Consider the following 25716-nt stretch of genomic DNA (forward strand, 5'->3'; position numbering starts at 1 on the left):
AAGCCGCCTTGCCGATCAAATCATTTGCAATAGTCCTGGCTTCGGCGCGGCGGCGATCTATATCAGGTTTACGCCGCCCTCAAGCTTGATTACAGCTATGCGGACGATTCAACGGAACCCGACCACCTCATGGCCGACGACCACATCCGCTACGACATTCTGGCCCAGGAGGCGTTGCGCGGCGTCATGCGCAAGGTCCTGGCCGAGGTCGCGCGCACCGGCCTCCCCGGCAACCATCATTTCTTCATCACCTTCCTGACCGGCGCGCCCGGCGTGCGCGTCTCGTCGCGGCTGCGCGAGCGCTATCCCGAGCAGATGACCATTGTCATCCAGTTCCAGTATTGGGATCTGAAGGTCACCGACACCGGCTTCGAGGTCGGCCTCTCCTTCTCCGACGTGCCGGAGAAACTCGAGATCCCGTTCTCGGCCGTGCGCGGTTTCTATGATCCTTCGGTCAATTTCGAGCTCGAATTCGACGTCAAGACCGATGCGCAGCCCGAAGAGGAACCGGCCGCACCGGCGCCCGAACCGCTGACCATCGTCTCCGAGAAGAAGCCGAAGGCGGACAAGAAGGCCGCCGCCGCAGAACCGGAAAAGAAGCCCACCGCCGCCGATGCCGGCACCAAGGGCGCCGAAGTGGTTTCGCTCGACGCCTTCCGCAAGAAATAGGCTTGGGATGGCCGACATCGTCAACCTTCGTCAGGCCCGCAAGCAGAAGGCACGGGCCGGCAAGGAACAGACGGCCAGCGAGAATCGCACCTTGCACGGCCGCACCAAGGCCGAAAAACAACGCGACCGCCTGATCGCCGACAAGAGCGCAAGGTTCGTCGCCGGGCATCGTCGCGAAAAGTCCGGCGAAACGAGCGAGCCCAGTGACGGTCAATGAGCGCCGTCGAAAAACGCTCGGTGACCATTCGCGGCCATCGCACCAGCTATTCCCTCGAAAAGCCTTTCCATGACGATCTCGTCGCGATGGCGGCGGCAAGGAAGCTGACGCTCGCCGCCCTGGTCGCCGAAGTCGACGAAACGCGGCCCCGCGACACCAACCTGTCCTCGGCGCTCAGGCTGCGTGTCCTGGAGTGGGCAAAGCGCGGCGCCGCCGGCGAGGTTTAAGAAGAAACCTCGCCTTCCTCTTTCCGGCGTCGGATGCCGAAGCCAAGCAAGGTCGAGCGATCGCGCTCCTCGGCCTGCTTGCGCGAGCGCACCCGCATAAGATCCTTCCACCCGACATAGCCGACCAGTTGCTGGTCTGCGCGAGTGACGACCGGCAGGTGCGATACATTGGCCGTCAACAATTTGTCCGACAGCCCTTCCAGATATTCGTCGGGATAGGCGAGCGTCACCTTGCTGCCGTTAAGCAGTTCGCCGAGCGTCGTGGTCCGGTGCTTGCCGGCACGGCGCCAGCGCAGGATCGCCGGCGGATCGATAAGGCCGAGCACCTGCCTGTTTTCGTCGATCACGGGAAAGCTCGGATGCCGGGTTTCCGGTGCGGTCAGGAAGGCGGCCGCCCCATGCAGCGTCATCGTCGCCGGCACGCTCTCGACCTGCGATGTCATCACCTCGCGCACCCTGGTCAGCGCGAAGGGGTCGACGCGGTATTCGCGCACAAGGTGGTGCCCTCGCCTGGCGATCTTCTCGGTCAGGATCGAACGCTTCATCAACAGCACGGTGACCGCGTGCGCCGCGGCACAGGCCGCGATAAGCGGCACCAGCACATGCGTGTTGCCGGTCAGCTCGACGGCGAAGAAAGTGGCCGTCAGCGGCGCGCGCATCGTGCCGCCCATGGTGGCGGCCATGGCCAGCAGCGGCCAGAAGCCCGGGTCCGCCGCCGGCAGGACCCCGGCAAGCACCGCCCCCATTGCCCCGCCCATGATCAACAGCGGCGCAAGCACGCCGCCCGAGGTCCCCGAACCGAGCGCCACCGACCAGATGACCGCCTTGACCACCAAAAGCAGCAGCGCCGCGGTGGCGATCGTGCGGCCGTCCAGCATGTCGGCGATGTTGTCATAGCCGACGCCGAGCGCCCGAGGGTCGATCAGGCCGCCTATGCCGACCGCAAGGCCGCCGAGCATCGGCCACCACATCCAGTGGATCGGCAGCTTCTGGAAGCCGTCCTCGCAGGCATAGACCATCTGCGTCAGCAGCCCGGACAAAAGACCCGCGCAAATGCCGACCAGCACCCAGCCGCCAAGACCGAGGAAGGAAATCGCCATGCTGCCCTGGAACGGAAAGATCGGCCCCGGCATGTGCAGCATCGTGCGCTCCACCTCCGCCACGATGGCCGCCACCGCGACAGGGATGAAGCTGCGCGGCGTCCATTCGAACAAAAGCAGTTCGACGGCCAGCATGATGGCGGCGACCGGCGTGCCGAACACGGTGGTCATGCCCGCCGCCGCACCCGCTACCAGCAGCGTCTTGCGCTCGTTGTCGCTGACCGGCAGCATCTGCGCGATCAGCGAGCCGATGGCGCCGCCGGTCATGATGATCGGACCCTCGGCGCCGAACGGCCCGCCGGAGCCGATCGAGATCGCCGACGACAGCGGCTTCAGGATCGCCACCTTGGCGTCGAGCCTGGAGCGCCCGAGCAGGATCGCCTCGATGGCTTCGGGAATGCCGTGGCCGCGGATCTTCTCGCTGCCATATCTAGCCATCAGGCCGATGATCAGTGCGCCGATGACCGGAACGACGACGGCGGCGAGCCCGAGCGGCGTATCCTGCAGCTTCAGCTCGGCAAGCGAGAACTGGCCGAAATAGGCGATGTTGGTGGCCAGCCGTATCAGCTTCAGAAGCGCGATGCCGGCAAACAGCCCCGCGGTCGCCACCACCACCGCTATCGCGGCGACAAGCAGCACCCTGGCATCCGTGGTGAAATCCCTGAGATGACCGGGATTGGAATTGTGGGTCTTCATGGTGGCTTTGCTTCCTGGCGGCGGCCGTGTCTGGTTTTGCGGCACGGTCGAAGTGGCCAGCCGATTGTCGGTCGGCTATGTATCGTAACACGATATATATCTTCAAGCCGGTTTCGTTCGAAATTTCGTTTGAGCTTTCACCGGAAAACGAAGACATCTGCGACATGACACAGCCGCCCAAGACACAGTCCAAGACACCCCGCCCGGCCATCCGGCAATCCGACTACGAGCGGCTGTCGGAATTCCGCTACCTGCTCCGCCGCTTCCTCGAATTCAGCCAGGTGCAGGCCGAGGACGCCGGCCTGACCCCGCGCCAGCACCAGGCGCTACTGGCGATCAAGGGTTTTCCAGGTGGCGGGCCGGTGACGGTGGGCGACCTGGCGGAGCGCCTGCGCATCCGCCACCACAGCGCCGTCGAACTGGTCAACCGACTCGGCGAGGCAGGACTGGTCGTGCGTGATCAGGACAAGGACGATCACCGCCGCGTGCTGCTGCGGCTGACCGGGCGCGCCGACGATTGGCTGGCCGAACTGTCTGCCGCGCATCTCGACGAACTCTCGCGCATCGAACCCATGCTGCGGCGCCTGCTCGACCAGGCCCACGACTGACGCCTCGGCGTCCCGCTGCAGGCCCGCCGAACGTATGCTCAGCCCGCGAAATACAATCGCCGAGCCATGCGAGCGCTCCTGTCCTGAGGATCGAAATAGGAAGTGGTCCAGTCTTCCTTTTCGATCAGAAAGCCCTGCTTCATATCCTCGGGCTTGGCGTCTGGATTTTTCTGCAAGAATATCTGGACAGCCTCGCGGAAAGCGTAGTGGGAATAGAGCCGCATATACTCTCCCAGATAGATGTCGGCGACCCGGGTATCGCCCTTGATGACGAGCATGTTCTCGTCGTTGGTTTTTGTGCTCGCCTCGCTGAAATTGGCCGAGCCGGTCACCACGACAGGCTCGTCCGACAAGGGGTCGACCAGCATGAATTTCAGGTGAATCCAGTGAACGTTGACGGGATTGGTGATGCGATCCAGCTCTTTCAGCCACTGGTCGAAATTGTTGAGCGTGATCCGATTGCCAATGGCCACGACAACGTTGGTTCGCGCCTGAAGCTTACGGACGGCCGCAATCTGGGCTTCCTTGTTTCTGCCGTTCCACTCCTTTTCCATGAGGCCGAAGCGTAGCACGGCGTCGTCCTTTCCGTAGACATCGCGAAAGGTCTCGTTCATGCCGAATGCGAACGTCATGAAAAGCGCATCCTTGGCGCTCCCGGCGAGCTCTCCGTACCAATCCATCGCGTCGAGATTTGCGCGAGGGGAAAAGACCGGCGCCATCCCTTCCACGAATGTCGTCGCCGGAGCCGGCGTCTGGTCGATCGTCCAGGTTTTGTAGGGGCTGCCGCTGGAGGTCTCCGGGTCGGTTCTGAGCTTTTCGTAGAAGGCGAGGTACTTGTCCGCGATGTCCTTGTTCTCGGTGACATGTGTGCAGTTCGCGTGTCCGAACAGGCCGTTTTCGGTAAGATTTGTCGAACCGAACAGCACGGCCTGGGATACCCCATTCTCCGTCAGCACTAGGAACTTGTTGTGCATCAAAGTGCCTTTGGTGCGAGGCACGGTGATCGATTTTATCTTGCTGGCGCCAATCGCGGTTTCGTTTTTCGTGTGTGGTCCCGTCGCGTTGTCGATATCATCGAAGACCACGGAGACGTCGACACCGCGGGCCTTTGCCGCTCGCAGTTCGTTGAGCACTGTCGGCCATTGGAATTCGTAGAACGCTCCTCTCAGGGCAAAGCCGTTACCCGTGGCGCGTTGAATGAACGCGATGATACTCTCGATAAGCCCGCGCGAAAGCCAGTCATAGGCGGCCGGCCCGACATCCTTTGGCATCTTGTTTTGAAAACGACGGGCATATTCCTGCGTTGCGGGTGAACCGCGATTGAAGTTGATCGTGTGCTTGGCTCCGACGATCGGCTCGGTGGTGACTTCGACATCGACTGAAACACGCTGCTCAAGTGCTCTCGGGTCACCATACATCGCGACGATCGTGTAAACGTAGTTGTGAGCGGGCTTGGCACTATAGTCCGCCCATTGGAAGCTCTGGAACGGATGAAACAAACTGGAGTATTGTCCTCCCGCGGCCGGATGCGGCACAACGCTTTCAAAAACCTTCGCGCCGGACATCCAGTAAAATTCGCCTTCCGACTTGTCGGCACGCTTGATGCCAAAACCGCGAAGACCTTGACGCATCGCATCGGTAATGTTCAGGCCGAGAATGACGACGTGAGATCCAGCCACTGCATTGACTGTAAGCCCTTTGTTTGTCTGATGATTTCTCATTTTCCACCCCACCCCCTGCTTTCCCCGCCGCGCACTTCGGCGCGGCCAGCAAGTTATAGAGTACTCCCAATACCCTCGGTTTTAAATGGACATGAACTCTGCTCTACGGGTATTTTACTTGCGGCATACCAATCATTCCTGACACTATACTTAGCCGGCTTGGCAAGGCAGCGTTCCAAGATTGCGTGCGCGGGCGCCCGAAACCGGGGAAAGGCTGTCCTTGTAGGGCCAGCTACTGCAGCGACTTCAACAGATTGTCGACCGTGAAGGGATTGGCTTTCGGCTTGGCCGGAGCCGGATTGTCGTTGGCCGGCGCAGGCTCGGCTTTGGGCGCCTGCTGCGCCGCCTTACGCTCGGCTTCGAGCCTGGCTTTTTCCTGGGAGGCGATGCGCATCGCCTCCTCCGCCTTCTGGCGCTCCTGCTCGGCCTGCGCCTTGGCCGCCTCGTCGGCTGCCTGCTGTTCCGCCGCGGCCTCGGCATCGGCCTTAGCCTTCGCGTCCGCGTCCGCCTTGGCCTTTGCTTCCGCCTCGGCCTTTGCTTTAGCCTCCGCTTCGGCCTGTGCCCGAGCGTCGGCTTCCGCCTTCGCCTTGGCGTCGGCCTCGGCTTGCAGGCGCGCCGCTTCCTCCCGTTGGCGCAGTTCCTCAGCGGCCTTGTCGCGGGCATCCTGAAGTGCCGCGTAGTAGCGTACCTCGCGCCGCAACCGTTGTTTCTCGAGCAGCGCGGCCTGCATCGCCTCGACGCGCTGCTGTTCTTTTTCCAGCGCGCGCTGGGTCAGGAACTGCGCCAGTGGCTCGCTGTCGAACTGTCGTTTGACGGCGCCGAACGGCCCCTCGGCGGTGAAATTCACGGCCGGTTCGGAGCCGACCAGCGCTTCGTCGCCGGGCCGATAGGTGACCGCGCCCTTGGCCGAAACCGTGCTGGCGTTGAGGTCGGCCGTGATGTCGGCCGACAAGGTCGCCGCCGGATTTTCAAGGCTGATCGGCGGCGCCCTGAGCGTGCCACCGGCAATCGTGAAGGCGACCTCGGCGTCCTTTGCCTTAAAGCTGCCGTCGGCGGCGATGCCGGGCGCGAAGCCGGCGGTCTTGGCGGCGTCGATATCGCGGCCGATCGCATCCGCCTTGGCGAGGAAGGCGCTGAAGGCATCGGGATTGACGCCGGCGATTTGCAAACCCTTCAGCGTCGCCGTGCCGGATCCCGACAGGGCGGCAATCATTGCGTCGACCGACTTGCCGCTGGTCGACAGCGTCGTCGAAAAATCGCCAGTGCCGCCGATGCCCGCATCCGGCAACACGTCCGCCAGATCGGCGCCCGCCAGTTTCATCTGCCCCGTGAAAAGCCCCGTGCCCTCATTGTTCTTCAAGTCGAACAGACCGGTCAGCGCCCCGCCGAGGAACTTGGCCTTGAGATCAGCCACTCGAATGCCATCCGGGTCGAGCTTGAGCGAGAAGGCCGCGTCATAGGCGGTGGCGAACGGGCCGGCGGCCAGCGACGCCGTGGTCAGGTCGAGATCGGCGGTGAACGGCAGGCTGGACTTCTGGCTGAACGGCGCCGACGGCCATACGCCGGGCCTGTCACTCTTGTCGGCATTGTCGCTCTTGTCGGCCCCGTTCTTGTCCAGGAGAAAAGCGGAATCGCCAAACAGCGCCACCGCCATCGGATCGAGGTCGAGTTCGTCGAGCGCCAGCGCCCCTGCCAGATGCGGCACGCCGTCCTTGCCGTCCACGCCCGGCTTCACATCGAGATTGATGTCGCCGGACACGGCCGCCTCGTTGATGGCGCCACTGAGCCCGGAGAGCACCAGCAGGCCGTTGCCGTAATCGGCCTGCGCGGCCAGCGATGTCGACATGCCCGCCCCCATGCCGGGCAGGCCGATGCCCGTCGTCATCAGCCATGGCTCGATGTCGGAGGCGTCGAGGTTGACCTTGCCCTTGGCCATCGGACCTTGTGGCGTGTCGGCGAGCGTTCCCTCGAAGCCGGCCTTGAAGTCGTTGCCGGCAAGGCTGAAGCTTGTCGTCAGGCCGCCGCCAAACGTGCCCTTGGCCTGGATGTCGGTGCTTGCCTCGCCAAGCATGCCGAGTGGCAGCGCCGGCAGACCGTAGAGCGCCAGCAAGGCGGTGGCGTCCGGGTTTTTGGCATTGAAAGTCAGTGTAACCGGGGCGTCGGCTAGCTTGTCCACGGCGCCCTTCCCCGACAACGAGGCGGAAAAGGCCGAGCCGCCGGCCTTGCCCTGCCCGCTCACCGCCAGGCCGGTCGTGCCGTCGCCATTGTCGGCGGCACTGGCCACGAGGTCGATGCGTGCATCCTGGAAAAGGTCGGGATAAGCGGCGGCGCGGCCTGCGAGCCCCTTCAGCACGGCATTGTCCGGATAATGCCGTGCCGCGACATCGATCAGCGGTTTCAGGTCGACGGCGACCACCGAGGCGTCGAGCTTGCCGGTCGGGCTCGCCGGGAAATCCTTGATCCGGCCGGTGGCGCTGATCGAGGCGCCAGCCAGTCCCCCGACCGACAGCCGGTCGATTTCGAGCAGCCCATCCCGCAGCCTGAGCGCGGTATCGACCGTGTCGGCGGTCAAGCCGCCGGCGCTGACCGGCCCGGCCTTGATCTGGAAATCGAGGTCGCGGTCGGCGAAGCGATTGGCGCCCTTGTCGCTGACGAAGATCGAGGCGAAGGCCGCCAGCCCGTCGACATCGAGATCGCCGCCCTCGAGCCGCATCAGCACCGAGGGCCTGGCGTCGTCGGGCTGGCTGGAATCGATGCGGCCGGAAAACTTCGCCTTGCCGAGGATCAATTCGAGATCGCTGAAGGACTGATGGTTGGCTGAAAGGTTGACCTTGGCCTTGAAGCCGGCGGCGGGCAGACGGCGGATCGCCTCGTCGACATCCTTCGACAGCCACGCCGCGAAACCTGAAGGTTGCGCCACCGCCAGCAGCAACGAGCCGGTGAAGCCGAAATGGCTCTGCACGTTGAGCATGACCTTGCCGTCGGCTTCCAGCTTGGTGCGGCCGGGCAATGTCGCGGCGAGCGATTTCACCAACCAGCCGTCATCGACCGGCTCGGCGGAAAGATGGACATCACGCACCGTGGTGTCGCCGGCCACCACCGCCGGCAGCTTGACCTCGACCGTGCCGGGAATGGTCGGCTTCGGCAGGTCGAGCAGCGCCTGTTCCAGCCCCGCGATGCGCTGGTCGAGCGTCAGGCCGGCACCAGCCTGGGCGCCCACCGCCTCGTCGAACTGCACCTGCGCGCCATTGGCCTCGATGGCAAAACTCGGCTTCTGGCCGAGATCGACCGAGGCCTTGCCGTCGGCGGTGTAGGGATTGTCGAGCGGACCGGTCTCGAAACGGAATTCATCGACGCCAAGCTTCTGGTGGTCGAGCGAGAACTTGCCGTTCAGCCGGAAGCCCGGATCGGGCTTGCCGGCGCTGACCTTCACCGTCTCGCCATCCGTGCCGCGCAGCTCGGCTGAATTTTGGCCCGTACTATCCTTGTCCGCACCCGAAATCTTGAACTGGCCGGAATAGACGGCCGCGCCGTTGACGATGCCGGCATTGCCGTCAGTCTCGATGACCAGCGGATAGGCATCGGGGTCGGCCTTCAGCCGCAGCCGCAACTGCCCGGAGGGCTCGGCCTTGCCGGTCGACGCCGTGACATTGGTGCGCAATCCGTCCAGGCGCAGCGTGCCGTCCATGCGCCATGGGCCGGCCAGCGACTTGGCCGAAATGGTCGAGTTGATCTCGGAAAAGATATGGCTGCGGCCGCCGGCGGCATGGCGCAGTTCGATCTGCCCTTCCGTCACCGTCAGCTTCTCGATCGAGACCTGGCCGGGGTCGAACGGCGAGGACGGGCGCATCGCCCAGTCGACGGTCCCGTCGGCTGCGATGTCTATGGTCGCCCTCGGCCGCACCAGCCGCATGTCGAAGATCAGCACCTCGCCGCGCAGGAAGGGTGCGAGTTCGGCGTCCATCGAGAACGTCTCGACCGTCATGGCCGGCTGGCCGTCGGGACCGCCGGCCACGGCGACGTTGGAAAAGGTTACCGAGGGGAACGGCAGCAGCCTTGCCGTGGCGTCGCCCTGCACGGTGACCTTGCGGCCGAGTATGGCGCTTGCCTCGCGCTCGAACTCGGCGCGGTAGCCGGTCCAGTCGACAAAATACGGCACCACCAGCGCCGCAAGCAGCACCAGCACGAACAGGCCACCGAAGATCACGAACAGGCGTGCGAGCATCAGCTCCGAACAGGTTGATTGCAATTCCGCCGCACTCTACCCGCATCCGCGTGTCGATAAAGAGGCAATTCATCCGCTGTTGCGTCATCCCGGACGATCTGAAACAAATCCTCGAAAAAGCGGAGATTTTTGGATGTCGGGCAAGAACTGGGACCGCGTGCCGATCGATGCGCAGAGTGTCGACGCGCCGCTTTCGCAATCGGCGATTTTCCTTGTCGTCACCGTCGCCGGCGATCAGCCCGCCCTGGCCAAGGTTTGTTCCGTGCTCGGCGAGCTCGACGACCTGGTCAAGACCGTCGGCTTCCGCGACCTCGGCGGGCGCCTGTCCTGCATCGCCGGCATCGGAAGCGATCTCTGGGACCGCCTGAGCCCAGGCCGGCGGCCGCTGGAGCTGAAACCGTTCGCGCCGATCAAAGGCGCGGTCCATTCGGCGCCCACGACACCGGGAGACCTGCTCTTCCACATCCGCGCCGAGCGGCCCGACATGTGCTTCGAATTCGACCGCATCCTGCTCGACAGGCTTGGTCCCGGCGTGAGCGTCGTCGATGAGGTCGCCGGTTTCCGCTATTTCGATGCCCGCGACCTGCTCGGCTTCGTCGATGGCACCGCCAACCCGACCGGCCTCGATTTGCCCGCCTCTGCGCTGGTCGGCGACGAGGATGCCGACTTTGCCGGCGGCAGCTATGTCGTGGTACAGAAATATCTGCACGACATGCAGGCCTGGGCGCGCATTCCGACGCCCGAGCAGGAGGCGATCATCGGCCGTACCAAGATCGACAACATCGAAATCGACGATGACGACGCACCGCGCAAATCGCACAAGTCGCTCGCCACCATCGAGGATGCCGACGGCACCGAGTACGACATTTTGCGCGACAACATGCCGTTCGGCAGGCCCGGGCAGAACGAGTTCGGCACCTATTTCATCGGCTACAGCAGATATCTCTGGGTCACCGAAAAAATGCTGCAGCGCATGTATGTCGGCGACCCGCCGGGCGCCTACGACCGGTTGCTCGATGTCTCCACGCCGCATACCGGCACGACCTTCTTCGCGCCGACGCGCCCGATGCTGCAGACGCTTGTTCAGGCGAAGTAAGAGAAGATTTGCCGCTGCGCGGTAGAACCGCGGCTGGCCGGCCGCCCGCCAGAGCTCAGCGTGCGTCGCGCTTGGCTTGCGCCACCTTGCGCTGCCGGCCGAGTTCCGCCGGTCGAACCAGGCTTGCAACCTTCTGGTTGGCCACGGTCCGCATGCCTTTGTGCGCCGTGCGCGAATTGTGCGAGGGACCGTCCGGGGCTTTCTGCTTCAAGGCCAGCGCCTTGCGCGCATTGTCGACCAGCGAAATGCGGGCCGTCAGTTGGCGGCGCCGTTCAGCCTCGCCGTTAAGCCGCCGCATGGCCATCGCCAGCACCGCGAGCTTCACTTGCGAGCCGCCGTCAGCCTTCGAGGGCGTAGCGCCCTTTGCCGCGCCTTTGCCGCGTATCTCGCGCCGCCGGCGATGCGCCTCGGTCTGCGCCTTGTCGCGCCGTTCCCGCAACAGCTTGACCAGCCCGGAAAGGTCGGCGTCCGACAGCTCCTGCACCGCCGGATGGTGCGACTTCTCCACCAGTTCCTTTTCATCGGCCCTGAGAGCGCGCGCTTCTTCCTTGCGTGAAATGGCCATGACAGTCCTCCTCAGCCGGCACGCCTGTCTTTCCGGGCTTGCCACTTGAGGAGCCTCGACCCGAATGGCGGCGCGGTCAAGACGCGCTCTTCGAGATGCCCTTAGTCCATGTCGGGCAATATCTTGCCCGGATTCATGATGTTTTGCGGGTCGAGCGCCTGTTTGATGGTGCGCATGATGTCGACGCCGTGGCCGAGTTCGTGGCGCAGGAAGCCGATCTTGCCCTGGCCGATGCCATGCTCGCCGGTGCAGGTTCCCTCCATGGCGATCGCGCGCATGTTGAGCCGCGCGACGAATTTCTCCGACAGCGCGATCTCCTTGGGATCGTTGACGTCCATCAGCACCAGCACGTGGAAATTGCCGTCGCCGGCGTGACCGACGATCGGCGCGATCAGCCCCATCTCGGCAATGTCGGCCTCCGTCTCGGTGACGCATTCGGCAAAGCGCGAGATCGGCACGCAGACATCGGTCGACAGGCCCTTGGCGCCCGGACGCAAGGTCAGCGACGCCCAGTAGGCGTCATGCCTGGCCTTCCACAGTTTGGTGCGTTCCTCGGCGACGCTGGTCCACAGGAACGGCCCGCCGCCATTTTCGTCCGCGATCATGCCGAAAGTCTCGGCCTGTTCGGCAACCCCCGCATCGCTGCCGTGGAACTCGACGAACAGGCATGGGCTCTCGGGATAATCGAGCTTGGAATAAGTCTTCATCGCCCGCATCTGCAGCGCGTTGACCAGTTCGATGCGCGCCACCGGGATGCCCATCTGGATCGTCGCGATCACAGCGTTGCAGGCGGCCTCGACGCTCGGAAACGGGCAGACGCCGCCCGAGATCGCCTGCGGAATGCCTTGCAGCTTCAAGGTCAGCGCGGTGATGATGCCGAGCGTGCCTTCCGAGCCGACCAGCAGCCGCGTCAGATCGTAACCGGCCGAGCTCTTCTTCGCCCGCTTGCCGGTCGTCACCGTCTCGCCATCGGCCATGACGGCGGTCAGCGACAGCACGTTCTCGCGCATCGTGCCGTAGCGCACCGCATTGGTGCCGGAAGCCCGCGTCGCCGCCATGCCGCCGAGCGAGGCGTTGGCGCCGGGGTCGATAGGGAAGAACAGGCCGGTGTCGCGCAGATGCCGGTTCAGGTCCTCGCGCGTCACGCCGGGTTCGACGGTGCAATCCAGATCCTGCGGATTGACCGAAAGAATGCGGTTCATCCGCGACGTGTCGACCGAGATGCCGCCGCCGGGCGCGTTGGTGTGGCCTTCGAGCGAGGAACCGACGCCAAACGCGATGACGGGCACGCGGTGCGCCGCGCAGGCGCGCACGATCTCCTGCACCTCGGCCGTCGTCTCCGGGAAAGCGACGCCGTCCGGCGCCTGCGTCGGGATATAGGTGGTGGTGTGCGCGTGCTGCGCGCGGACGGCCTGGCCGGTCTGGAACCGCTCGCCGAGCCGCTGCTTGAGGATGCCGAGCACCGCCGCGATGCCTTCCTCGTTGCGTTCGACCGGATTGAGGTCGCTCAGAGCCATGAATTCCTCCGCGAATGGACCAGCGCCCATGCTTGTTATGCAGCTATGGATGCCTAAAGCAATTCCAGGAAAAGTGTGAAGCGGTTTTACGTCCGGAATTGCGTCAGAACAGAAAAGTCTCCGCAGCCACGCTCTGTCCAGCACCAGAACAAGGAAGTTTCAATGTCCATCCCCGCCCCCTTCGTCTCCAGGCCCATGGACATCGAGAAGGACTGGATCGACTACAACGGCCATCTCAACATGGCCTATTACAACGTGCTGTTCGACCGCTGCTCGGACGAGGCCTTCGAGGCGATGGGCATGGGGCTGGACTATGTGAAAGAGCGGCGGCTCACCATCTACACCGCCGAAGTTCATGTCTGTTACGTCAGGGAGCTGCATCTGGACCACAAGGTCACGGTTTCCTTCCAGCTCATCGACCATGACGAGAAGCGGCTCAGGGCCTATCAGGAAATCCGCCATGTCGATGGCTGGCTCGCCGCCACGTCCGAGACCTTGTCGCTCCATGTCGACATGTCGGGGCCGAAGGTGGCGCCCTTCCCGGCCGATGTGCTGGCCAGGATCGAAGCCATGCGCGCGGCGCATTCGGTGCTGCCCATGCCCGAGCGCGCCGGCCGCTCGATCGGCATCAAGCGCAAGCAGGGCTGACCAACGACAACCGGGCTTTGGCCTCAAAGCCACACCCTCGATCCAAAATCGCCGGACCTTCGCATCGGCCGGCACGCGTGCTTGAAGAGGCCCCACACCCGCGTTAACCTTACCGAGGTTTTAACGGGAACAAGCCATTTGAGCCGTTGAACGACTCAGCGGAGCGGTCGAAAACGTCCGCATCAGGGTTGTTTACGGGCGGCGGGGCGAAGCCGGTTCGAGGGACGTGCATGAAAACCGACATCAAGGTCGAGGTGGACAGGCTGGCCGCCGATCCGCGCATATCTGACTATGATTTCTGGCGTTCGCTCAAGAATGTCGACAACGAGATTTTTCACATCGCCAACAACAACGAACCGATCCCGTTCGACATGATCCGCTGGCGCAGCATCCTGAAGCGCGCCCGCCTGAAGCGCGGGCACGCCTGAGCGCGGGCCGAACCGATACATCGTTTCTCCCCCCAAGAAAGTGCACGAACACCAGACGAACAGGTCAAATCCGCGGTTCACGGCTGCCATTTGACCGCCGCCAGCGGCGAGCGCGCCACCACCGGTGAAGACTGGATGATCGCGGTGTTGGTCATCGCATGGGGAATGATGCGGTCGATCACCCGTTCGAGTTCGGCCACCGAGGCGACATGCGCCAGCGCGATGAAACAGTCCTCGCCGGTGACCCGGTCGCATTGCGCGATCTCCGGCAGGGCACGAATGATCTCGGCCACGACAGCCAACTGCCCCGGCACCGGCCGGATGCGCAGCCAGACCGACAGTTTCAGGCCAAGTGCTGCGGGGTTGATCTTGACGCAATAGGCTTCGATCACGCCGTTCTCCTGTAGCCGCTTGATGCGCTCGGCTACGCTCGGCGCCGACAGGCCGACCGAGCGCGCAAGCTCCGCCGTGCTGGCGCGCGCATCCTTTTCCAGCAGGCGCAGGATCTTCATGTCGGCCGCGTCGAGGTCGATATTTTCGCTTCGAAGGCGTTTCAGGCAAAACTCCTTGCTTCCAGGAAATAAATGATCGGATGCGCCGACCATCATCCATGTAAATCGGCAAAACCGGCTGCGATACTGATCTCATGGATGACCAGACGCAAGCCCCGCCTTCGAGCCCTGCCCTTGCCGGCCCTGCCCTTGCCGGTCCTGTGCTCGCCGGTCCTGTGCTCGCCGGGCTGGCGACAAGATTGCCGCCGCATGTCTGGTTCGGCGTCAGTGCCGTCTTCCACTATCTCGGTCCGGCCTTCGCGGTGCTGCTTTTCCCGCACGTCGGCGTGCTCGGCATGGCATGGCTGCGCATCGCCACAGCGGCGCTGATCTTCGCGCCGCTGACCCGCCCCTGGCGAACCTTCGCCCGCGCCGATCTCCCGACGCGGCTTTTGCTCATTGCCTTCGGCGCTTGCCTGGCGGTGATGAACTGCTCGTTCTACCTGGCGCTCGACCGCTTGCCGATCTCACTGGTGGCGGCGATCGAATTCGTCGGCACCATCGGCATTGCGCTCGCCGGCCTCAGGAGCGCCCGCAATCTGGCCGCTCTTGGCATCGCCGTCACCGGCACTTTGCTGTTGACCGACGTCAAATGGGCAAGCGACCCCGTCGGGCTGTTCTGGGCTTTCCTCAACGGCGCACTCTTTGTCGGTTACATCGTGCTTGGCCACCGTATCGCCCGCGCCGGCGCGGGCGACGGCATCGCCGGCCTGGGTGCCGCCATGGCGGTCGCCTTCGTCGTCGTGCTGCCGATCGGCCTGGCCGACGCGCTGCCGGCCTTTTTCTCGCCGCCGCTGCTCGTCGCCGCCATCGGCGTCGGCATCTGTTCTTCGGTCATCCCCTATGTCTGCGACCAGCTTGCCATGGCGCGCTTGCCGCGCGCGAGCTTCGCGCTGATGCTGTCGCTGCTGCCGGTCACCGCGACGCTGATCGGCATCCTCTTGCTGCGCCAGATCCCCGGCCCAGCCGATTGCCTCGGCATCGCGCTGGTCGTGGGCGGCGTCGCGCTTCACAGGCCGGCCTCCGCCGGCTAGCCGAGAAATCCCTTTCGTCCCAGCAGGTTGCAAAAAGCCTCCCTTGGTTCCCCGCCTGCGACGAACTGCGACAGGCGGACCGAGATTGAACCAAATCCGCGTTCGAGCCGTTGTCCCCCCACGAAAAAATGGCTTGGAGCGACGCGATGGACACGAAAAGGACCAGGGAACCGGCCGACGCATGGCACATGACCGACGACCTTCATGCAGAACAGGGTAAGGGCGATCCCTTCGCCGCGGCCATCCGCGCCACACGCATGTCGATGATCATCACCGACCCGCGCCGGCAGGACAATCCGATTGTCTTCGCCAACGACGCCTTCCTTCGCATGACAGGTTATGAGCGTCATGAAGTTCTCGGCAGGAACTGCCGCTTCCTGCAGGGACCGAAAACCGAAAAGGCCGCGGTCGCACAGATACGCGCCGCGATCGCGGACGAGACCGATCTCAGCGTCGATATCCTGAACTACCGCAAGGACGGCTCGAGTTTCTGGAATGCGCTCTACATCAGCCCGGTCTCCAATGACAAAGGCGAAGTGCAGTTCTTTTTTGCCTCCCAGCTCGACGTTTCCGACCGCAAGCGCTCCGAACACCGCATAACCGCGGACAAGGAACGCTTCGAGAAGGCCGTCAAGGAACGCACCGCCGAACTCGAAGCGGCGCTCGAGGCGCAGACCACGCTTCTGCATGAAGTCGATCATCGCGTTAAGAACAATCTGCAGATGATCTCCTCGCTCATCCTGATGCAGAGCCGGACAGTCAGCGACGAAAATCTGAAGCGCTCGCTGGGCACCATGCTGGAGCGCATCGAGGCGCTCAGCACCGTGCATCGCCGGCTCTACCAGTCCAAGGATGTCAGCAAGTTCGATGTCTCGGACTTCGCCAGGGATCTCATCTCCGACCTGCTGACTGCTTCGGGACGTTCGGAAATCAATCCGACACTCGAACTCGAGCCCATCGTGGTCCCGGCCGAGAAGGCGACGCCGGTGGCGCTGATGGTCAACGAACTCGTCACCAACGCGCTCAAGCATGCCTTCAAGGAAAGGCCCGACGGCACGAAATCGGGCAGCATCGGCATCAAGATGAGCCAGCCGGACGGCCATTTGAACATCGAGGTCTCGGATGACGGCGTCGGGATGGCTGGCGCCAATGGCGACGCCTCCTTCGGCATGCGGCTGATCAAGTCGCTTGCCCGCCAATTGCGTGCCGACATCGAATGGCGCGATGCCGGTCCCGGCACCCGCGTTGTCATTTCGATGCCCAATGGACCACAGCATAAGGGGAACCTGTCATGACCGACTCACTCAAGATCCTGATCGTCGAGGACGAGGCGCTGCTGGCCATGGAGTTGGAAAGCCTGGTGGAGGACGCCGGCCACAGCGTCGTTGGCTGGGCAACATCGCTCGCCGAAGCGAGGGCCATGATCGATTCCACGCGGGCCGATATCGCCTTTGTCGACATCCACCTCACCGACGGCCCGACCGGCATCGACGTCGCCGAATATATCGACGGCAGGAAGAACGCCATGGTCGTGTTCATGACCGCCAACCCGAAGCGTATTCCCGACCATTTCGCCGGCGCGATCGGGGTCATTGCCAAACCCTACACGACGAATGGGGTGACCTCCGCCTTGCGTTATCTGCAGGAAGGTGTGCGGCGTCCGCCGCCCACATCGGAACGTCCGGCGGGCTTCACCTTGTCGCCCGCCTTCGAGACTGTCTGGGCGCCGGGACGCTGACGGCGGTCAAGCCAGCTTCTGCTTGAGGAAAGCGATTGTCCTGCCCCAGGCGAGATCGGCCGCTTTCTTGTCATAACGGGCGGCCGAAGTGTCGTTGTTGAAGGCATGGTTGGCGCCTTCATAGACATAGACCGTGTATTCGACATGCGCGGCGTCGAGTTCTTTCTTGAAGGCGTCGATGCCGGCATTGGTGCGCTCGTCCAGACCGGCATAATGCAACAGCAGCGCGGCCTTGATCCTCGACGCGTCGGCGGCCTTGGGCTGCATGCCGTAATAGGCGACGCTGGCGGCAAGGTCTGGCGCGTTGACGGCCAGCATGTTGGCGGTGCCTCCGCCCCAGCAGAAGCCGACGGCACCGACCTTGCCGTTGCCGTCCTTGTCGGCCTTCAGGAAGGCGACCGTCGCCACGCCGTTGGCCACGGTCCGTGCCGGGTCGAGCTTTGTGAACATATCGCGCGCCTTGTCCTCGTCGGTGGGCGTGCCGCCGAGCGGCGACAGGAAATCGGGCGCCAGCGCCACGAACCCTTCCAACGCCACGCGCCGGGCGACGTCGCGGATATGCGGGTTGAGCCCCCTGTTTTCATGGATGACGATGACGGTGCCGAGCTTGCCGGCCTGGTTCGCCGGCTTGACCAGATAGCCCTTCATCTCGCCGTCACTGCCGGGATAGGTGATGTCCTCGCCCTTCACGCGGGCATCGGTTTCGGCCACGATCGCCGCCTGGGCCGAATTCGCCGCCAGCATCGGCGCGATCGCGGCGGCGGCCGCACCCGATCCGGCAAGCCTGGTCAGTTGCTCCATGAAGCGGCGGCGATCCAGCGTCAGATGCGTGTATTCGTCATAGGCATCGATCATCGCCTGGGTGATGACGGTCTTGGTGGTGGGGTCAGGCATGGGGTTTTCTTCCTCGATCTCGCTGTCTCGGCTTCGGTTCGGTGTCTGGGCCATTGGCAAGATAGGGGCGAGCCTCGCACCGTCCAGTCACGGCTCGGTGACGCCTTAAGTCGCTATCCGCCTCGGTCCGTGGATCATCACGTTTCTGTCATCGGTGACAAATCTTGATGGCGCTGCCACAATAGTGGGGGAAACTGACTGACCAGCCGCCCCATCCGGCGGCCACGGTCCTGAAGGAGCGAAAGCGATGACGATGCCCTCACCGATCCTGGCAACCGCCTTCGTGGTGGCCGTCGCTGCCATTCTGTCCCTGCGCGCGAGCATCGCCGCCGCCGGAAAAAAATCCATGGTCAGGGTTCGCAGCCGCGAGCGCCATTCGGCAACCACGAAAACCCAGGGGTGAGGTGAAGTCATGGACGTACAGGACATCGTGAACACCGTCTCGCAGAAGGCCGGTATCGATCAGGTAACGACCGAAAAAGTCGTCGGCACCATTTTCTCGGTGCTCGAGCACGAGGCGGAAGGCACCAGCGCCTCCTCCTTCTTCGCCAAGATTCCGGGCGCCGACGCGCTGGCGCAGAAATATGACGTCATGGCCGCCGCCCCGGCAGGAGGCGGCGGCTTCCTGTCCTCGCTGCAGGGCGCGCTTGGCGGCGTGCTCGGCGAGAAAGCTGGCGCGCTGATCAATGGCCTCGCCGCGCTCAAGGCCTCCGGCCTTGACATGGCGCAGATCCAGAAGGCCGGCGAGACGCTTGTCCAGCAGGCCGAGGCGGCCGCCGGCCCCGATTTGACCAACCAGGTGCTGGGCTCGGTGCCGAGCCTGAAGAGCCATCTCGGGCTCGGCTGAGGCGGGAGAGCCGATCGAAGTGTGAGGGCCGCTCGGCATGCGACGTTTTACTGGCCACGGTCGGCGCCGCCCCTCATCGCCCTGCCGGGCACTTCTCCCCGTATAGTGACGGGGAGAAGGACGCCGCCTTCAATGGTTAGCCAGTTGTCATTGTGCAGGAAGGGCGCCAAGGCTGACACTGCTCCTTCTCCCCGTCACTATACGGGGAGAAGATGCCGGCAGGCAGATGAGGGGCGGCGCCGACGTTGCCGGAAAAATTGCATAGCTGCCAGACCACCACCCTCCCAGATCCCCCTTCCCTACTTAGGCAGCGCGTAGGCCATCACATAATCGCCCGGCTTGGTGCCGACCGAGCCGTGGCCGCCGGCAACGATGACCACGAACTGGCGCCCGTCGGCGACCGTATAGGTCATCGGCGTCGATTGCCCTCCCGCCGGCAACCTGGCCCGCCAGAGCTGCTTGCCCGACGTCAAATCATAGGCGCGCAGATAATCGTCGACGGCGGCACCGAGGAAAGCGACGCCGCCGGCGGTGATCATCGGACCGCCGATGCCCGGCACCCCGACCTTCAGCGGCAGCGGCAAAGGCGTCATGTCGTAGATGGTGCCGTTGCGGTGCTTGTAGGCGATCTGTCCTGTCCTGAGATCGGCACCGGCGACATAGCCCCAGGGCGGCGCCTGGCAGGGGATGCCGAGCGGTGACAGGAACGGCCCCATCACCACCGCATAGGGCGCGCCCTCATTGCGGTTCAACCCCTGCTCGCTGCCGCGCCCCCCATCCGGCGGCGGCACCTGATCGCGCGGAATGAGCTGGGACTTGAATGCCAGGTAGGTCGGCATGCCGAACATCACCTGCCGCACCGGATCGACCGCCACCCCGCCCCAGTTGAAGGTGCCGAAATTGCCGGGATAGATCAGCGAGCCCTGTACGGAAGGCGGCGTGTAGCGGCCCTCGTAGCGCAAACCCTGGAATTCGATACGGCAGGCCAGCTGGTCGAACATGGTGATGCCCCACATGTCGGCGCCGGTCAGCGGCTTCGGCATGAAGGTAAGATCGGAGACCGGCTGCGTCGGCGATGTGTGGTCGCCTTCGATGGCGCCGCCCGGCGCCGGCACTTCCTTCACAGGGATGACCGGCTCGCCGGTGCGCCGGTCGAGCACATAGAGGTCGCCCTGCTTGGTCGGCCCGACAAGGGCAGGCACCACGGTGCCGTCGGCCTTGGTGATGTCGACCAGGCTGGGCTGCGCCGGCACGTCCATGTCCCAGAGGTCATGGTGCACGGTCTGGCGCACCCATTTCAACTGCCCGGTGTTGAGGTCGAGCGCGGTGATCGAGGAGGAGAATTTCTCGACATTGGCGCTGCGGCCCATGCCGAGCTGGTCCGGCGTCTGGTTGCCGAGCGGCACGTAGAGCAGGCCGAGCTTCTCGTCGGCGCTCGGCGTCGACCACATGTTGGGTGAGTTGGCGGTGTAAGTCTGGCCGGCGGCCAGCGGCGTCGTCTGGTCCGGATTGCCGGAATCCCAGTTCCACAGCAGCTTGCCGGTGCTCGCATCATAGGCGCGGATGACGCCGGACGGCTCCTGCGTCGAATAATTGTCGTTGACCGCGCCGCCGACGATGATCTTGCCGCCCGCGATCAGCGGCGCCGAGGTCGAGTAGTAATAGCCCGACTTCGGATACGGCATGTTGGTCAACAGATTGAGCGTGCCGCCCTCGGCAAAGGCCGGGCAAACCTGCCCGTTGGCGGCGTCGAGCGCGATCAGCCGTGCGTCCGAGGTCGGCAGGTAGACGCGCGTCGCGCAAGGCTGGCCGCCGGCGCCGGACGCATCGGCATAATAGGACACGCCGCGGCAGGTCTGGTGCTGGCGGTCCTTGTCGAGCTTGATCTTGGGATCGTAGCGCCACTTCTCCTTGCCGGTCGCCGCATCGATCGCGATGGCGAAATTGTGCGGCGTGCAGATGTAGAGCGTGTCGCCGATCTTGAGCGGCGTCACCTGGTAGGTGGTCTCGCCGATATCGTCCGGTCCCTTCACGTCACCGGTGCGATAGGTCCAGGCCGGCTGCAGGTTGGCGACATTGTCGGTCGTGATCTGGTCGAGCGGTGAATAGCGCTGGCCGAACTGGGTGCGGCCATAGAAGTGCCATTCGCCCGCCGGCACATCGCCGCCGAGATTGGCGTTGGGGATCACCTTGTCGGTGTCGAGCGCGCCGGCGATATCCTTCGGGTCCGTGGTCATCGAATAGCCGGCCACCGCCAGCGATGCCAGCACGGCCAGGATCAGCGGCGCGCGACCGTCCGGACCGGCAAGGCCGCGCCGCGCCCACGGCGTCAGCAGCCACAGCGCCACCAGCACGATGATGCCGCCACGCGGGCCGAGTTCCCACCAGTCGAAACCGGTTTCCCAGACCGCCCAGGCCAGCGTGCCAAGCACGATCGCCGCGTAGAGCCAGAGCGCGGTGGAACGGCGCCGGTAGAGCAGCCAGGCGGCGATCAGGAAAGCAAGGCCGACGATGATGTAGTACCAGCTGCCGCCCAGCGAGGCCAACCAGATGCCGCCGGCGCCGAGCACCAGGCCGATGAGGAAGAGGATGAGGGAGGTGATGGTGACAGCCAAGATGATACTCCTTCGACTGTTGCGCGCATGGTGGCGGCCCTGGGCAACCCGGCGCACCGTTCCTGCCCGTGCGCAGCTTTCTCCCGACCGCCGCGCCTGTCAAGCACCGGGTCATCGGCCTCTAGCGGCTACCTCGTTCCGCCCGAGGTCGGTTCAGGACCCCGGCCGCCATAGGCCCGCGTGGCCGTATCAGGCACTTTACCGGAACAAAACGTAGACAGTTCTGGTCTTTCCCTCCCGAATCACTACATTCGGGGGAAGATGTCCGGCTTTTCCGAAGACATGCCCTTTTTCGACGAACCCGATGCGCGGTCCACGGCCCCGTCGGGCATTGCCGCGCGCGCCATGGCTGCCCGCGGTGGCCAGAACAACGCGCCCGACTATTTGAAAGGGCTGAACCCTGAGCAGCGGCTGGCGGTGGAAACCACCGAAGGCCCGGTTCTGGTGCTGGCCGGCGCCGGTACCGGCAAGACCCGTGTGCTGACCACCCGCATCGCGCACATCCTGGCGACCGGCAGGGCCTTCCCCTCGCAGATCCTGGCGGTGACCTTCACCAACAAGGCCGCGCGCGAGATGAAGCAGCGCATCGGCATCCTGATCGGCGAAGGCAATGTCGAGGGCATGCCCTGGCTCGGCACCTTCCACTCGATCGGCGTGAAGCTTCTGCGCAGGCATGCCGAGCTTGCCGGGCTGCGCTCCGACTTCACCATTTTGGACACTGACGACGTCGTGCGGCTGATCAAGCAGCTCATCCAGGCCGAGGGCCTGGACGACAAGCGCTGGCCGGCAAAACAGTTCGCCCAGATGATCGACGGCTGGAAGAACAAGGGCCAGGGCCCGGCCGACATCGCCGAGGGCGATGCGCGCAGCTTTGCCAACGGCAAGGGCCGCGAACTCTACAAAGCCTATCAGGAGCGGCTGCAGACGCTCAACGCCTGCGATTTCGGCGACCTGCTCTGTCACCCGATCCGCATCTTCCGCGCCAATCCCGACGTGCTGAAGGACTACCACCGGCGCTTCAAATACATCCTCGTCGACGAATACCAGGACACCAACATCGCCCAATACATGTGGCTGCGCCTGCTGGCGCAAAGGCCCGAAGGCAAGCCAATCTCCCCGCAAGTGGGGGAGATGTCCGGCAGGACAGAAGGGGGCGCCTCGCGCGACAGATCCGCCGTTAATATCTGCTGCGTCGGCGACGACGATCAGTCGATCTATGGCTGGCGCGGCGCGGAGGTCGACAATATCCTGCGCTTCGACAAGGATTTTCCCGGCGCCACAATCATCCGGCTCGAGCGCAACTACCGCTCGACCGCGCACATACTGGGCGCCGCCTCCCACCTCATCGCCCATAATGAGGGCCGCTTCGGCAAGACGTTGTTCACCGACCGCAACGACCCCGAGGACGGCAAGGTCAATGTCCACGCCGCCTGGGATTCGGAGGAGGAAGCCCGTGCCATCGGCGAGACCATCGAGGCCTACCAGCGCCAGAAGCACAATCTCAACGACATGGCGATCCTGGTCCGCGCGTCCTTCCAGATGCGCGCCTTCGAGGAGCGCTTTACCACGCTCGGCCTCAACTACCGCGTCATCGGCGGCCCGCGTTTCTACGAGCGCATGGAAATCCGCGACGCGATGGCCTTCTTCCGCGTCGTCGCGCAAGGCGCCGACGACCTCGCCTTCGAGCGCATCGTCAATGTGCCCAAGCGCGGGCTGGGCGAAGCGACCATCCGCCAGATCCACGACACGGCGCGCGCGCTACGTATCCCGATGCTGGAGGCCGCCGCCAATCTCGCCGAAAGCGACGAGTTGAAGCCGAAGCCGCGCGCCGCTTTGCGCGAGGTCGCGGCCAATTTCGAGCGTTGGCAGAAAGCGCTGGAAACCACCCCGCACACCGAGCTCGCAGAGACCATTCTCGAGGAGAGCGGCTATACCGACATGTGGAAGAACGACCGTTCGGTCGAGGCCCCCGGCCGGCTGGAGAATCTGAAGGAACTGATCCGCTCCATGGAGCAGTACGAGTCGCTGCGCTCCTTCCTCGAACATGTCGCGCTGGTCATGGATGCCGAGCAGAATGCGGGGCAAGACGCCGTCTCCATCATGACGCTGCATTCGGCCAAGGGCCTCGAATTCGAGACCGTCTTCCTGCCCGGCTGGGAGGAAGGCCTCTTTCCCCATCAGCGCGCGCTCGACGAAGGCGGCCGTTCCGGACTGGAGGAAGAGCGGCGGCTCGCCTATGTCGGCCTGACGCGGGCCAAGAAGAACCTGCATATCTGGTTCGTCTCCAACCGCCTCATCCACGGGCTCTGGCAATCGACCATACCGTCGCGCTTCCTCGAGGAACTGCCGGAGACGCATGTCGAGGTCGCCGAAGCCGGCAACAGCTACGGCGGCTACGGCAACAACTATGGCGGTGGATCATTCGCATCTGGCCGTGGTGGCCGGCAGAACCCGTATGGCGCCTCGCGTTTCGACAATGTCGGCGCCGACACGGAAAAGTCCGGCGCCTTCTCCAACAGCTATTCGACACCGGGCTGGCAGCGCGCACAGGCCAACCGCACCGAGGCGACCGACCGCAACTGGGGCACGCGCTCGGGCCATCAGGTCGAACGCATCGGCTATGGCGAGACCGATTCCGGCTACGGCGCCGGCCGCACCAGCGTGAAGGGCCGCACCATCGATGGCGAACTGGTCGCCAAATCCGTCTCCGACACGCCCTCGCCCTTCAATGTCGGCGACCGCGTCTTCCACCAGAAATTCGGCAACGGCAACATCTCGGCCATCGAAGGCAACAAGCTGACCATCGACTTCGACAAGGCCGGCCAGAAACGCGTGCTGGACGGGTTCGTCGCGGCGGTGTGAAGATCAAGTCGGGAATGCAAATCGATCTACAATTTTATTCGCCAGAAAGCGAACAACATCCTCTCGATCAATACTATATTCAAACAGGCTTCTTCCAAATACGCTTACGTCAAATCCTTTCAATTCCTCATCTGACAATAAGAAATACCTCCAATTCATAGCATACCAGTCGAGATCATCATTTCTTTTATCGGGATCATCAGAAAACAAATAGCGATTCTTGACGTCCTGATAGGTTAACGTTCCATTTTTAGCCTTGGAAAACAGTCTTGGAGACGAAAGTTTCAAATCGCAAAGTATATGAATAAGAGCTTGATGACGTATTGTGTTTTTATTTGTAAAAGCCATACACAATCCAAACAATGTGCAGAGGCGTTCAATTCGACGGAGAGAATACTGGCCTCTTGACCATACAAGCGAAGTAAAATCTGCGAAACCATCTTTTAAGCGACCGGATTCATCGTCGTCTGGCATTGCTTTGAGGACATTTAGGACAAATTTCTTTAGAACCCTGTCATTCTCTCTTTTTTCGAATTGCGGAAACGTGACTCTAAAATGAATGAATTTCTCAAGATACAAACTCGCATCTATCTCGGATCCATACATTTTTCTGGTTGCCGCTGAGAGCTGATCAAGCTGGCAAACAAGGAGAAAGTGAACGTTCTTGACCGAAAACAGATGTTTTATTGTCTCCAAAACCGACAAGGCATATGTTGGTCTACATCTATCAAGCTCGTCTACAATAAATATAAGAGGCTTTTGATTGTCATTAACCGACATAAGGTCCGAAAGGGTTTGGCGAAAAGATTCGAATGCTTTTTGCTCGGCCTTCGCGTTTTCCAGCCGACTGTCAATAACTTTGTCGAGCTCGGCTTCAATCTCTTTGCCCACCTCATTGGCTATATCTTCATTTGCATCCTCGAAATCCGAAGCTCGAACCGCACCGGCTGTTAGCCCGCGAATTGCGCCTTTTATAGCAACCCGCCCGACAATCTTCGCAACGTCTTTCACCTTTTCCTTAAGCGCCTTTTTTTCTTTTGGCTTTATCCCCGTCTCTTCAAGAATCTCTGCAGCAAGTGAAACAAAAACGTCGGAATCATAGTCGCGTTTGAATGCATCGAAATAGACAACTTTGAATTTCTGATCCCTTGCCCTACGAGCCAAACGTCTTGCAAAGACCGTTTTTCCTGATCCCCATGGCTCGTCAAGAGCGACAACCAACGCATCCTCGCTGAGATCAAAAACCTTCAAGAGCCCATCGCCAAACGAGTCGCGGCCAAAAATATCTTCACTGGCTCCAACTGCTTGCTCAATATCCGGCGCAAGTATCTTCATCTAGCGGTCCCTCAAAAACAGGAGCCGTTTCTAGCACATCAAATCGCCTAGCTGAGCTTGAGCAAATCCCAATCCACTAGTTCTTTCTGCCAGCCCTGCCGCGAGGCCGGACCGATTGCCCCC

At 63.1% G+C, this 25716-nt stretch carries 22 protein-coding genes; 13 read left to right on the top strand and 9 right to left on the bottom strand.

From position 1 onward, the window contains the following. The first annotated feature begins 129 nt into the window (after positions 1–129). The 3 genes from FJ948_RS03940 to FJ948_RS03950 are packed head-to-tail and all read left to right on the top strand — an operon-like array spanning position 130 to position 1113. A complete protein-coding gene (locus FJ948_RS03940; protein WP_140701858.1) occupies positions 130–669 on the top strand; it encodes an SspB family protein in 540 nt (179 codons plus the stop codon). Between the two features lie 7 nt (positions 670–676). Next, complete coding sequence (locus tag FJ948_RS03945) at positions 677–886, top strand: DUF4169 family protein (protein WP_140701859.1); 210 nt, start codon at positions 677–679, stop codon at positions 884–886. Beyond that, complete coding sequence (locus tag FJ948_RS03950) at positions 883–1113, top strand: ribbon-helix-helix domain-containing protein (protein ID WP_140701860.1); 231 nt, start codon at positions 883–885, stop codon at positions 1111–1113. Before FJ948_RS03945 ends, FJ948_RS03950 begins: the two co-directional genes overlap by 4 nt. Here the strand turns inward: FJ948_RS03950 and FJ948_RS03955 are convergent. Continuing rightward, complete coding sequence (locus FJ948_RS03955) at positions 1110–2909, bottom strand: chloride channel protein (protein ID WP_140701861.1); 1800 nt, start codon at positions 2907–2909, stop codon at positions 1110–1112. The genes FJ948_RS03950 and FJ948_RS03955 overlap by 4 nt on opposite strands. A gap of 164 nt (positions 2910–3073) precedes the next feature. Between FJ948_RS03955 and FJ948_RS03960 the strand changes: the two genes are divergently transcribed. Then, on the top strand, positions 3074–3517 hold the full coding sequence (locus tag FJ948_RS03960; RefSeq protein ID WP_140701862.1) for a helix-turn-helix domain-containing protein: 444 nt from the start codon (positions 3074–3076) through the stop codon (positions 3515–3517). A 38-nt stretch (positions 3518–3555) separates the two neighbouring features. Here FJ948_RS03960 and FJ948_RS03965 read toward each other — a convergent pair whose 3' ends face one another. Together FJ948_RS03965 and FJ948_RS03970 are read right to left on the bottom strand one after the other, a co-directional pair. Continuing rightward, on the bottom strand, positions 3556–5238 hold the full coding sequence (locus FJ948_RS03965; RefSeq protein ID WP_140701863.1) for a phospholipase D-like domain-containing protein: 1683 nt from the start codon (positions 5236–5238) through the stop codon (positions 3556–3558). 232 nt (positions 5239–5470) lie between these two features. Next, positions 5471–9463: an AsmA-like C-terminal region-containing protein gene (locus FJ948_RS03970; protein ID WP_140701864.1), complete on the bottom strand. Its 3993-nt coding sequence runs from the start codon at positions 9461–9463 to the stop codon at positions 5471–5473. A 133-nt stretch (positions 9464–9596) separates the two neighbouring features. Here FJ948_RS03970 and FJ948_RS03975 point away from each other — a divergent pair, with 133 nt between their 5' ends. Then, entirely contained in the window at positions 9597–10559 is a 963-nt protein-coding gene (locus FJ948_RS03975) for a Dyp-type peroxidase (RefSeq protein ID WP_140701865.1), read from the top strand. A gap of 55 nt (positions 10560–10614) precedes the next feature. Here FJ948_RS03975 and FJ948_RS03980 read toward each other — a convergent pair whose 3' ends face one another. Next, positions 10615–11124 carry a hypothetical protein gene (locus FJ948_RS03980; protein WP_140701866.1) on the bottom strand — a complete coding sequence of 170 codons (510 nt, stop codon included), beginning with the start codon at positions 11122–11124 and terminating at the stop codon, positions 10615–10617. A 101-nt stretch (positions 11125–11225) separates the two neighbouring features. Then, entirely contained in the window at positions 11226–12641 is a 1416-nt protein-coding gene (locus tag FJ948_RS03985; RefSeq protein WP_140701867.1) for an FAD-linked oxidase C-terminal domain-containing protein, read from the bottom strand. Between the two features lie 162 nt (positions 12642–12803). Here FJ948_RS03985 and FJ948_RS03990 point away from each other — a divergent pair, with 162 nt between their 5' ends. Both FJ948_RS03990 and FJ948_RS03995 read left to right on the top strand, forming a co-directional pair. Beyond that, positions 12804–13289 (top strand): thioesterase family protein, encoded by a 486-nt coding sequence (locus tag FJ948_RS03990; RefSeq protein WP_140701868.1) that lies wholly within the window; start codon positions 12804–12806, stop codon positions 13287–13289. A gap of 230 nt (positions 13290–13519) precedes the next feature. Continuing rightward, complete coding sequence (locus FJ948_RS03995; protein ID WP_015317249.1) at positions 13520–13717, top strand: hypothetical protein; 198 nt, start codon at positions 13520–13522, stop codon at positions 13715–13717. Positions 13718–13794: 77 nt separating this feature from the next. On the opposite strand, the gene FJ948_RS04000 is transcribed toward FJ948_RS03995, so the two are convergent. Continuing rightward, positions 13795–14274, bottom strand: a complete 480-nt coding sequence (locus tag FJ948_RS04000) for an Lrp/AsnC family transcriptional regulator (RefSeq protein ID WP_140702250.1) — start codon at positions 14272–14274, stop codon at positions 13795–13797. A gap of 89 nt (positions 14275–14363) precedes the next feature. On the opposite strand from FJ948_RS04000, the gene FJ948_RS04005 reads away from it, so the two are divergent. The 3 genes from FJ948_RS04005 to FJ948_RS04015 all read left to right on the top strand — a co-directional run bounded on the left by FJ948_RS04005 (position 14364) and on the right by FJ948_RS04015 (position 17040). Next, on the top strand, positions 14364–15302 hold the full coding sequence (locus FJ948_RS04005; RefSeq protein ID WP_140701869.1) for a DMT family transporter: 939 nt from the start codon (positions 14364–14366) through the stop codon (positions 15300–15302). A gap of 146 nt (positions 15303–15448) precedes the next feature. Further along, positions 15449–16597 (top strand): histidine kinase dimerization/phosphoacceptor domain -containing protein, encoded by a 1149-nt coding sequence (locus FJ948_RS30865; protein ID WP_140701870.1) that lies wholly within the window; start codon positions 15449–15451, stop codon positions 16595–16597. Then, complete coding sequence (locus FJ948_RS04015; RefSeq protein ID WP_140701871.1) at positions 16594–17040, top strand: response regulator; 447 nt, start codon at positions 16594–16596, stop codon at positions 17038–17040. Before FJ948_RS30865 ends, FJ948_RS04015 begins: the two co-directional genes overlap by 4 nt. A 6-nt stretch (positions 17041–17046) precedes the next feature. Here the strand turns inward: FJ948_RS04015 and FJ948_RS04020 are convergent, their stop codons facing one another. Beyond that, positions 17047–17934, bottom strand: coding sequence for a dienelactone hydrolase family protein (locus FJ948_RS04020; protein WP_140701872.1), 888 nt, complete (start codon positions 17932–17934; stop codon positions 17047–17049). Between the two features lie 247 nt (positions 17935–18181). Between FJ948_RS04020 and FJ948_RS30215 the strand changes: the two genes are divergently transcribed. Together FJ948_RS30215 and FJ948_RS04025 are read left to right on the top strand one after the other, a co-directional pair. Next, positions 18182–18337, top strand: a complete 156-nt coding sequence (locus tag FJ948_RS30215; protein WP_181173550.1) for a hypothetical protein — start codon at positions 18182–18184, stop codon at positions 18335–18337. Between the two features lie 9 nt (positions 18338–18346). After that, a complete protein-coding gene (locus FJ948_RS04025; RefSeq protein WP_140701873.1) occupies positions 18347–18781 on the top strand; it encodes a hypothetical protein in 435 nt (144 codons plus the stop codon). Between the two features lie 299 nt (positions 18782–19080). Here FJ948_RS04025 and FJ948_RS04035 read toward each other — a convergent pair whose 3' ends face one another. Then, positions 19081–21396: a glucose/quinate/shikimate family membrane-bound PQQ-dependent dehydrogenase gene (locus FJ948_RS04035; RefSeq protein WP_140701874.1), complete on the bottom strand. Its 2316-nt coding sequence runs from the start codon at positions 21394–21396 to the stop codon at positions 19081–19083. A 261-nt stretch (positions 21397–21657) separates the two neighbouring features. On the opposite strand from FJ948_RS04035, the gene FJ948_RS04040 reads away from it, so the two are divergent. After that, positions 21658–24258, top strand: a complete 2601-nt coding sequence (locus tag FJ948_RS04040; protein WP_140701875.1) for a UvrD-helicase domain-containing protein — start codon at positions 21658–21660, stop codon at positions 24256–24258. A 3-nt stretch (positions 24259–24261) separates the two neighbouring features. Here FJ948_RS04040 and FJ948_RS04045 read toward each other — a convergent pair whose 3' ends face one another. Then, positions 24262–25593, bottom strand: a complete 1332-nt coding sequence (locus FJ948_RS04045) for a P-loop NTPase fold protein (protein WP_140701876.1) — start codon at positions 25591–25593, stop codon at positions 24262–24264. Positions 25594–25716 lie beyond the last annotated feature (123 nt).

Origin of the sequence: Mesorhizobium sp. B2-3-12 (genome assembly GCF_006442205.1) — a bacterium.
Lineage (GTDB): Bacteria > Pseudomonadota > Alphaproteobacteria > Rhizobiales > Rhizobiaceae > Mesorhizobium.

Excerpts from the sequence above, each read along its gene's own strand:
- FJ948_RS03995 (WP_015317249.1), top strand. The coding sequence starts at position 13,520 with ATGAAAACCGACATCAAGGTCGAGGTGGACAGGCTGGCCGCCGATCCG.
- FJ948_RS03960 (WP_140701862.1), top strand. The coding sequence starts at position 3,074 with ATGACACAGCCGCCCAAGACACAGTCCAAGACACCCCGCCCGGCCATC.
- FJ948_RS30865 (WP_140701870.1), top strand. The coding sequence starts at position 15,449 with ATGGACACGAAAAGGACCAGGGAACCGGCCGACGCATGGCACATGACC.
- FJ948_RS04045 (WP_140701876.1), bottom strand. The coding sequence starts at position 25,593 with ATGAAGATACTTGCGCCGGATATTGAGCAAGCAGTTGGAGCCAGTGAA.
- FJ948_RS04025 (WP_140701873.1), top strand. The coding sequence starts at position 18,347 with ATGGACGTACAGGACATCGTGAACACCGTCTCGCAGAAGGCCGGTATC.
- FJ948_RS03950 (WP_140701860.1), top strand. The coding sequence starts at position 883 with ATGAGCGCCGTCGAAAAACGCTCGGTGACCATTCGCGGCCATCGCACC.
- FJ948_RS03970 (WP_140701864.1), bottom strand. The coding sequence starts at position 9,463 with ATGCTCGCACGCCTGTTCGTGATCTTCGGTGGCCTGTTCGTGCTGGTG.
- FJ948_RS04005 (WP_140701869.1), top strand. The coding sequence starts at position 14,364 with ATGGATGACCAGACGCAAGCCCCGCCTTCGAGCCCTGCCCTTGCCGGC.
- FJ948_RS03975 (WP_140701865.1), top strand. The coding sequence starts at position 9,597 with ATGTCGGGCAAGAACTGGGACCGCGTGCCGATCGATGCGCAGAGTGTC.
- FJ948_RS04015 (WP_140701871.1), top strand. The coding sequence starts at position 16,594 with ATGACCGACTCACTCAAGATCCTGATCGTCGAGGACGAGGCGCTGCTG.
- FJ948_RS03990 (WP_140701868.1), top strand. The coding sequence starts at position 12,804 with ATGTCCATCCCCGCCCCCTTCGTCTCCAGGCCCATGGACATCGAGAAG.
- FJ948_RS03940 (WP_140701858.1), top strand. The coding sequence starts at position 130 with ATGGCCGACGACCACATCCGCTACGACATTCTGGCCCAGGAGGCGTTG.
- FJ948_RS04020 (WP_140701872.1), bottom strand. The coding sequence starts at position 17,934 with ATGCCTGACCCCACCACCAAGACCGTCATCACCCAGGCGATGATCGAT.
- FJ948_RS03955 (WP_140701861.1), bottom strand. The coding sequence starts at position 2,909 with ATGAAGACCCACAATTCCAATCCCGGTCATCTCAGGGATTTCACCACG.
- FJ948_RS03965 (WP_140701863.1), bottom strand. The coding sequence starts at position 5,238 with ATGAGAAATCATCAGACAAACAAAGGGCTTACAGTCAATGCAGTGGCT.
- FJ948_RS03985 (WP_140701867.1), bottom strand. The coding sequence starts at position 12,641 with ATGGCTCTGAGCGACCTCAATCCGGTCGAACGCAACGAGGAAGGCATC.
- FJ948_RS04040 (WP_140701875.1), top strand. The coding sequence starts at position 21,658 with ATGTCCGGCTTTTCCGAAGACATGCCCTTTTTCGACGAACCCGATGCG.
- FJ948_RS03945 (WP_140701859.1), top strand. The coding sequence starts at position 677 with ATGGCCGACATCGTCAACCTTCGTCAGGCCCGCAAGCAGAAGGCACGG.
- FJ948_RS30215 (WP_181173550.1), top strand. The coding sequence starts at position 18,182 with ATGACGATGCCCTCACCGATCCTGGCAACCGCCTTCGTGGTGGCCGTC.
- FJ948_RS03980 (WP_140701866.1), bottom strand. The coding sequence starts at position 11,124 with ATGGCCATTTCACGCAAGGAAGAAGCGCGCGCTCTCAGGGCCGATGAA.